This is a genomic window from Trebonia sp. (assembly GCF_049794275.1).
Classification (GTDB): Bacteria; Actinomycetota; Actinomycetes; order Streptosporangiales; family Streptosporangiaceae; genus Trebonia.
Genome location: NZ_JBARCR010001174.1, coordinates 1 through 3,182 on the forward strand (window position 1 = coordinate 1; position 3,182 = coordinate 3,182).

General features: G+C 70.0%; 5 protein-coding genes. 2 read left to right on the plus strand and 3 right to left on the minus strand.

What is annotated here, in order from left to right:
• Positions 1-299 precede the first annotated feature (299 nt).
• Entirely contained in the window at positions 300-836 is a 537-nt protein-coding gene (locus tag WA805_RS28960) for a nucleotidyltransferase domain-containing protein (protein WP_425243913.1), read from the plus strand.
• Positions 837-857: 21 nt separating this feature from the next.
• Positions 858-1,604: a Type 1 glutamine amidotransferase-like domain-containing protein gene (locus WA805_RS28965; RefSeq protein ID WP_425243914.1), complete on the plus strand. Its 747-nt coding sequence runs from the start codon at positions 858-860 to the stop codon at positions 1,602-1,604.
• Between the two features lie 159 nt (positions 1,605-1,763).
• Here the strand turns inward: WA805_RS28965 and WA805_RS28970 are convergent, their stop codons facing one another.
• From WA805_RS28970 to WA805_RS28980, 3 genes are read right to left on the minus strand one after another with little or no spacing between them, the layout of a single operon-like run.
• On the minus strand, positions 1,764-2,210 hold the full coding sequence (locus tag WA805_RS28970; protein WP_422338749.1) for a cupin domain-containing protein: 447 nt from the start codon (positions 2,208-2,210) through the stop codon (positions 1,764-1,766).
• A gap of 17 nt (positions 2,211-2,227) precedes the next feature.
• On the minus strand, positions 2,228-2,578 hold the full coding sequence (locus WA805_RS28975) for a DUF202 domain-containing protein (RefSeq protein ID WP_425243915.1): 351 nt from the start codon (positions 2,576-2,578) through the stop codon (positions 2,228-2,230).
• On the minus strand, positions 2,575-2,973 hold the full coding sequence (locus tag WA805_RS28980; protein ID WP_425243916.1) for a YidH family protein: 399 nt from the start codon (positions 2,971-2,973) through the stop codon (positions 2,575-2,577). The genes WA805_RS28975 and WA805_RS28980 overlap by 4 nt, the downstream gene beginning before the upstream one ends.
• Positions 2,974-3,182: the final 209 nt, after the last annotated feature.

Consider the following 3,182-nt stretch of genomic DNA (forward strand, 5'->3'; position numbering starts at 1 on the left):
ACCTATACTTGGCCCCCCGTTCAGAGGGTCGACAGAGTTTTGGTGTGCCGAGGCACGTCAACTACGAGACAGGCAGCATTCTGCCGCCACCGTGATCGCGGCCGCGCTCCGCGTCTCCGGTTCCGTAAGCCAGGAACAGCTCATCCAGGCCGCAACGATCTGATCGCACCAGCCCCACGTCGCTCATGGTTACCAGACAAGAACATCACGCAGCCCGGCGTTCTTCGGCTGTATGGACTGATTGATATCGACCCTCTGCCGGCTACCGCCCCTGGCGGTGCCTCGGGCAGACTGGTGCGGTGAATGAGCGGACGGCCGCGCAGCTGCGCGTCATCAGGGCCGTGGTGAACGCGCTGGGCGCAGCGGGCATCCCGGCGTGGCTGTTCGGAGGCTGGGGCCTCGACGCGAGGATCGGCCGGATCACCCGCGAGCACGGCGACGTCGAGTTCTGGGTCGAGCGCACCGACGCCGGGCGGTCCAGGGCAGTGCTGGTGGAAGCTGGCGCCACGGCCCTGGCGACCCAGCCGCCGGAAGAGTCCTGCGAGTTCACCTGGGACGGCGCGGACTTCAGCACCGCCTACTTCGACCGGCGCCCAGACCGATCGTTCAGCCAGCCCGACGGACGATTCTCAGACTGGCTGTTCCCGCCCGGCTCGTTCAGCGACGAGCCAGCGAGGCTCGACGGCATGCCGGTACTAGCCATGAGCGTCGCCGGCATGCTCGCCATGAAAGAGCAGTACCCGCGCCTGCGCAACGGCGGGCCATGGCGGCCGAAGGACATCGACGACATCAAGGTACTCCGCAGGCTGGCCACCAAAGCTGACAAGCGGCCCTGACGAGACTCGTAAGCTTTGCCAGTGAGCACCGAACGGCGTCGAATCTTCGCCTTCTCCGGAGTCCTGAAGCCCCAGCCCGGCGGGCCGCCGCCCGAGACACTGCTCCACTACGCGATCAGCCTCGCACCGGCAAACGGTCCCGTCCGGAAAGTGTGCCTCATCCCGACCGCGGTCGGCGACAGGCAGGATGCCATCGACCACTTCGCCGGCTTGCTCGCCGGGCGCGGCGACGTCGAGTTCAGCTTCCTGCAGCTGTTCACCCAGCCGAACGTACCCGATGTCCGGGCGCACCTGCTCGGACAGGACGTGATCCTGGTCTGCGGCGGCAGCGTCGTCAACCTGGTCGCGGTGTGGCGCGCTCACGGCCTTCCGGAAATCCTGCGGGAGTGCTGGGAGGCAGGCGTGGTGCTCGCCGGCTGGAGCGCGGGCAGCCTGTGCTGGCACACCGGCGGGCCAACCGACTCCTTCCGGGACAGCCTCGACCCGTTCACCGGCGGGCTCGCCTTCCTCCCCTACAGCAACGGCGCCCACGACGACCTCGACGACCAGCCCCGCCGGACTGCGTTCCGGGGACTCATCGCCAACGGGACGCTGCCCGCCGGGTACGCAACCGAAGACGGCACCGGACTGCTCTACGCCGGCACGGAACTGGTCGAAGCCGTCACCATCCTGCCCGGCAGGCACGCCTGGCACATCACCCCAGACGGCAGCGGCGGATACGCGGAGCAAGCCATCATCCCGCGCCTCATCACCGCAGACCAAGGCTGAGAGGCAGCCGCCGCGAACGAGCGTCGATAGAACATCTGCAGCTCTTCTGAATATGGGGCCAAGTATCAGTCACAGGGGCCAACTATCGGTCACAGTCACATTTACCATGTCCCTGCTGGGGCGGGCGACCAGGTGACGGATGCTGGGAAGAGGCTTTCCTTACGTTTCGTGCAGGGTGAAGTCCGCGAAGTCGAAGCCCGGCGCCACCACGCAGCTGACCAGCACTTCTTCGCCGGCGGCCGGGCGGGCGGCCTGCCAGTGACCGCCCGGAACGACGTGCTGCGGGACCTGGCCCGTCTCGAGGCCCGGCCCTAGTGTCGTGGTTTCCGGCTGCCCGGACGGCCGGTCGCCGTCACCGCCGTCGAGCATGAGCAGCGGGCCGCCGGCGTGCCAGAGCCATACCTCGTCCGACCTGACGCGGTGCCAGCGGGATTCCTCGCCGGGAGCGAGCAGGAAGTAGATCCCGGTGGCGGCGGCGCGCAGGCCTGGGTAGCCGTCGGGGTGCGACGCCGGGCCGGCGCGCCACGTCTCCCGGTACCAGCCGCCCTCGGGATGCGGCGCGAGGTCGAGCAGTTCGGCCGTGCGCGGCCGTGGTCGCTGCGTCATGGACCAACTATGCACGGCTAGCGGTGCAGGGCGCCCGGGACGGAGGGGCCTAGCACGGCGACGAGCAGGGAGAGCAGCGATACCCCGACGATGGACACGGTGATCATGCGGATGCGCCTGCCGCCGACGGTGGGCAGCCCGCCGAGGGTAGAACCGCTTCTCGGCAGCCGGCCGAGACGCCAGATCAGCGGGACGACCGCGAGGATGATCAAGCCCGTGATCACGTTTTCCTTGAGCATGACGCCGCCGAGGGCGGCGAAGGCTAGCGCCGTCCGCGTCCAGGACAGCGACGTGCGCTCGAGCGCCAGGCCGGCGTCGCCTTCCTCAGTTTCGCTCGCCGCGGTATCGCTCGGCTCGGGGTCGGTCATCGGAGCGCCGAGATCAGCAGGACGATCGCGGAGATGACCGCTACTCCGGCGATCGTGGCGGCGAGGATCCACGGCATGACCGAGCGCGGCAGCGGGTCGCCGCGGCGCAGCGCGCGCTGGTTCCGCACCCATTCGCCGTACGCGACGATCGCGAGCACCGCGCCGAGCACGATGAGCGGGACCCCCAGCAGGTGGCGGCCGACCGGGACGCGGGGAAACGGCGGCAGCAACTGCACGATGCCGAGCCCGGCCACCACGAGCGCGAGCGCTGTCCGGCTCCAGGCCAGGAACGTGCGCTCGTTGGCGAACGTGAACCTCGGGTCGGGCTCGCGGCCCTCCCCGGGGTCCGCGCCCCCTCCCGGCCACCACGCGGCGAAACGCCCGGACCGTGACATGTTGACCTGGCCCCCTTCCGGACGCGCCGTTGGCTCGCTCGGGCCATTGTCTCCGTTACGGGGGTAACCGCGCGGCCCGGGGCACCAGGAAACGCGGGCGGGGTTACGTGCCCTGGGTGTCGGCCAGCCGGTCGACCGCGCGCGCCAGGGCGTCGAGCGCCGGGACCGCGGCGGCCAGCGCCCGGCGCTGCCTGGGCGTCAGCGTGGAC

Excerpts from the sequence above, each read along its gene's own strand:
- WA805_RS28970 (WP_422338749.1), bottom strand. The coding sequence starts at position 2,210 with ATGACGCAGCGACCACGGCCGCGCACGGCCGAACTGCTCGACCTCGCG.
- WA805_RS28975 (WP_425243915.1), bottom strand. The coding sequence starts at position 2,578 with ATGACCGACCCCGAGCCGAGCGATACCGCGGCGAGCGAAACTGAGGAA.
- WA805_RS28980 (WP_425243916.1), bottom strand. The coding sequence starts at position 2,973 with ATGTCACGGTCCGGGCGTTTCGCCGCGTGGTGGCCGGGAGGGGGCGCG.